General features: G+C 71.5%; 1 protein-coding gene. It reads left to right on the top strand.

Annotated features, from left to right (window positions below):
• The first annotated feature begins 80 nt into the window (after positions 1-80).
• On the top strand, positions 81-4217 hold the full coding sequence (fxsT, locus tag ACYVE9_RS17105; RefSeq protein ID WP_461028735.1) for an FxSxx-COOH system tetratricopeptide repeat protein: 4137 nt from the start codon (positions 81-83) through the stop codon (positions 4215-4217).
• Positions 4218-4411 lie beyond the last annotated feature (194 nt).

Below are 4411 nucleotides of genomic sequence, written 5' to 3'. Positions count from 1 at the left end.
GCTTCCCGTCCCACCCGGCCCCCGGCGAAGGCGACGGCGACAGGGACGGGCACGGCGGAGGGGCGGACGCGTACCGGGCCGTGGCCGGCGGAAGCCCGACCGATCCCGGGGAGCCGTCGGGTGACCTGTGGGTCGCGCCCGCCGAGGCATACCAAGTGCCGGGCGTGCGCCGGTGGCGGACGGGGGCACGAGCCCGCGCGGGCGTCGGACGGTACGCCGGCCATGACCGGGACGCTGGTGCCGCGCTGGACCAACCGCGGGCGGTGGAGCGGGCCGTGCGGCTGCTGAGGCGGCGGGTGGACTCCCGGACCGCCGAGGTGCTCGACGAGGAGGCGACGGCGGAGGCCACGTGCGAGGCGGGCTTCTGGGCGCCGGTCCTGGTACCGGCCCGGGAACGCTGGCTGACGGTGTCGCTGGTGGTCGAGTCCGGGGGCGCGATGGCGCTGTGGTCGAGCACGGCGGAGCAGTTCGCCACCGTGCTCGCCGGCTCCGGGGCGTTCCGGGACGTGCGGGTCCACGACTGGGCGGAGGGCGACCGGGGACCGGTGCTGCCCAGCCGGGACGGCCGGCACCTGGTCCTGGTGCTGTCCGACACCCACGGCCCCCGCTGGGCCGACGGCAGCGCGCACCGGCAGCTCGCGGCCTGGGCGGCGGACGCGCCGGTGGCGGTGCTGAACGTGCTGCCCGAACACCTGTGGACGCGGCTGCCGGTGCTTCCCTCCCGTGCCCGGTTGCGGTCGCCCGGTCCTGCGGCGCCCAACTCCCGGTGGACGTGGGAGGAGGACGACGTGCTGGCCGCGTTCCGCGGGGCGTCGCCGGTCGGCGCGGGATGCCCGGACGGGCCGTCGGCGATCCCGGTGCCGGTGCTGGAACTGGACGCCGAGGCGCTCACCGGATGGGCGCGGTTCACCGCGACCGAGCGGCCGGCGGAGTACGTGGCGCGGGTGCTGAGCGTCTCCGCCGCGTGCGGACCGGTGCTGCCGGCGGCCGAGGGGCAGGGGCAGCGGGGGGACGCGCCCGGGCGGCCGATGGCGGCCGGTGACCGGGTGCGCAGGATGCGGGCGCAGCTGTCGCCGACCGCCTACCACCTGGCTCGGCTGTACGCGGCGACTCCGCTCAACCTCACGATGCTCCAGGTCATCCGGGCCGAACTGCTGCCGGAGGCCCGCACCTGGCACCTGGCGGAGCTGCTGATCAGCGGTCTGCTGCTGCCCGCCGAGGAGCCGGCCGAGCCCGAACCGGTGCCCGCCGCGGCGCGCATCGAGTGGGAGTTCGAGGACGGGGTGCGGCAGGAACTGCTGGCCGAGGGCACCCGCCGGGAGACCGGGCGGGCGTTGCGGGTGGCGTTCGATCACCTGGGCCGCATCGTGCCCGGCAGCGCCGGTCAGTCGTTACGTCTGGTGAGCAGCCTGGTGGCCGATCCCGGCCAGGCTGCCCGACTGTCCATCGCCGAACGGGCGCGGCACTGGCTCCACCCCGCCATTTCCGCGTTCTCCGCGCTGGACGGCGCCGAGTACACCACAGCATCGGCGGAACTTGTCCGCCAGTCAGCCGAAACAAGCGCCGCCAATGACGCATCTCATACCGAGAGTGATAATTTCGGCGCGCCCGCGTTGCCTTTCGCCTTCGACGGGGAGACAGGAGACGCCGACGCGCTCGGAGATGGAGGGAACGTGTCCGTGAGTGGTGTGCAGCCCGCCTCTGCCAAGGCGCAAGACGAGGGGCTGCGGAAACCACCGCCCGTCTGGGGAAATGTGCCCCCGCGAAATCGCGCTTTCACCGGTCGCGGTCAGCTTCTGGAGAATCTCCACGCGCGTCTTCAGGAAGGCACCACCGCGGTGCTGCCCGAAGCGTTGCAGGGAATGGGCGGGGTGGGCAAGTCGCAGTTGGCGGTGGAGTACGTCTACCGTCATATGCACGAGTACAACGTGGTCTGGTGGATTCCGGCGGAGCAGCCGCAGCAGATCCGGCAGGTGCTGGTGGATCTCGCGCGGCGGCTCGATCTGGACATCGGCGGCGGTGAGGCGAACACCGCGGTTCCCGCGGTGATAGAGGCGCTCCGCGTCGGCAGGCCGCACAGCAACTGGCTGCTTGTTTTCGACAATGCGGAGAATCCGGAAACCGTCCGCGAGTTCTTCCCCACAAACGGCCCAGGACGCATTCTCGTGACCTCTCGCAACGCGCAGTGGGCGACCGCCGCGCGCCCCTTGGAAGTGGACGTCTTCACCCGCGAGGAGAGTCGGCAGCTCCTCCAGCTGCGTGCCCCCGACCTCGACGACGCCACGGCCGACCGGCTGGCCGAGACCCTGGGCGACTTGCCGCTCGGCGTGGAGCAGGCGGCGGTCTGGCTGGCCGAGACCGGCATGCCCGCCGACGAGTACCTGCGTCTCTTCGAGCAGCAGGCCGCCGAGTTGATGCTGAGCGATCCGCCGCCGGACTACCCGCTGTCGGTCGCCGCCGCGTGGAACGTCTCCCTGGAGAGACTGGCGAAGAACCACCCGGCCGCGTTGCAACTGCTCCAGGTGTGCGCTTTCTTCGCGCCGGAGCCGATCTCCCGGAAACTGCTCACCGGGGTCCGGGACGCGCCGGTGCCGCCCGAGTTGGCTGCCGCGCTCAACGACCCGATTCGCCTCGGCCGGGCCATTCGGGAGATCAACCGGTACGCGCTGGCCAGGATCAGCCACAGCACCAACACCATTCAGCTCCACCGCCTGGTGCAGCGCGTGCTGATCAACCAGATGCCGGAGTCGTTGAAGACGCAGATGCGCAACGGAGCCCACCGGTTGCTCGCCAACGGCGACCCGGGTGAGCCCACCGCTTCCCACCAGTGGCAGCGTTACGGCGATCTGCTGCCGCACGTGCTCAACAGCCGGGCGGTGGATTCGGCGGACCCGTGGGTGCGCCAACTGGTGCTGAACGAAATCCAGTACATGTACTCCTGGGGTGACCACGAGGGTTCCAGGGATCTCGCCGAACGCACCTACCGCAGTTGGCAGCGGGATTTGGGGAAGAACGACGAGCACACCCTGGCCGCCGCCCAGTTGTACGCCAACACGCTGCGCATTCTGGGCCAGTACCGGGACGCCTTCGAACTGGACCGGCGCACCCAGCAGGTGATGCGGGAAGCACTGGGCGAGGAACACGAGTCCACGCTGGAGGTCACCAGCACCATCGCCTGGGACCTGCGACTGCGCGGTGACTTCACCATGGCGTTGCAGATCGACCGGGAGATCCTGGAGACGCACCGGCGGCTGTTCGGGCTCAACGACCTGTCCACGCTGAACGTCGCCCACCGCATGGCGCTGAGCCTGCGGCTGATCGGCAACTTCGACGAGGCGCTGGAGCTGGACCAGGACACGTACCGTCGCAAGGTCGAGGAACTCGGCGAGGACACGCTCTCCACGTTGTCGACGCTCGCCGCCGTCGCGCTGGACCTCCAGGAGGCGGGCAACTACATCGCGGCCCGCGACCAGCAGCGTGAGGTGTCGAACCGGTACGAGTACACCTTCGGGCCGACCAACTTCAACACCATGGCCAGTTACAAGGGCCTGGCGGTGACGGAGCGGCGCGCCGGCCGCCACGAGGTGGCGCTGGAGCTGTCGGCCAAGGCGCTGACGCTGTTCCGGACCCGCTACGGCGACAACTACCCGAACACCCTGGCCGCGCTGCTCGCACACGCGGTGGACGTGCGGCACAGCGGTGACCTGCACCGGGCCCTGGAGCTCAGCGAGCAGGGCGTCAAGGGGTACCAGCGCCTGTTCGGGGCGGACCATCCGCACGCCCTCGCCGCCCAGGTCAACCACGCCGTGTGCCTGCGCATGCTCGGCCGCACCGACAGCGCACGGCAGTTGAACGAGCAGTTGCAGGGCATGCTGAAGGAGCGGCTGGGCGCGGACCACCCGAACACCCTGGTGTGCGGCAGCAATCTCGCGGCGGACTACTACGAGTTGGGGGAGGCGCAGCGCTCGGTGGACACCAGCAAGCGCTCGCTGGAGCAGTGCCGGGCCCGGCTCGGTGACGACCACCCGGCTTCGCTGGCGACGGCCCTCAACCTCACCCTGGGCCTGCGCATGACGGGCGGCGGCACCGAGGCGGACACGCTGTACGAGGACACCCTCGCCCGGTACGAGCGGATCCTCGGCCCGGATCACCCGGGCACCGTCGCCGCGGCCGGCGGCAGCCCCGCGAACTGCGACATCGACCCCATGCCGCTCTGAGCCGGAACGCCGCCACCCGCCCGGTAGGTCAGTCCCGACGGGTCAGTCCGGTCCCGGCCGTCCCACCGGCCGGTCCGGGGCGGCGGCGGGGCGGGGTGGGGGTGCGGTGAGCAGACGCGGGGAGCGGCCGATCCACTCCGCCACCGCGACCGGGTCGGGCGAGCGCCCGTTCCGCGTGCCCATCGACCGCCACA

This window comes from Streptomyces sparsus, assembly GCF_054776295.1.
This window is presented reverse-complemented; position numbering and strand designations above follow the sequence as displayed.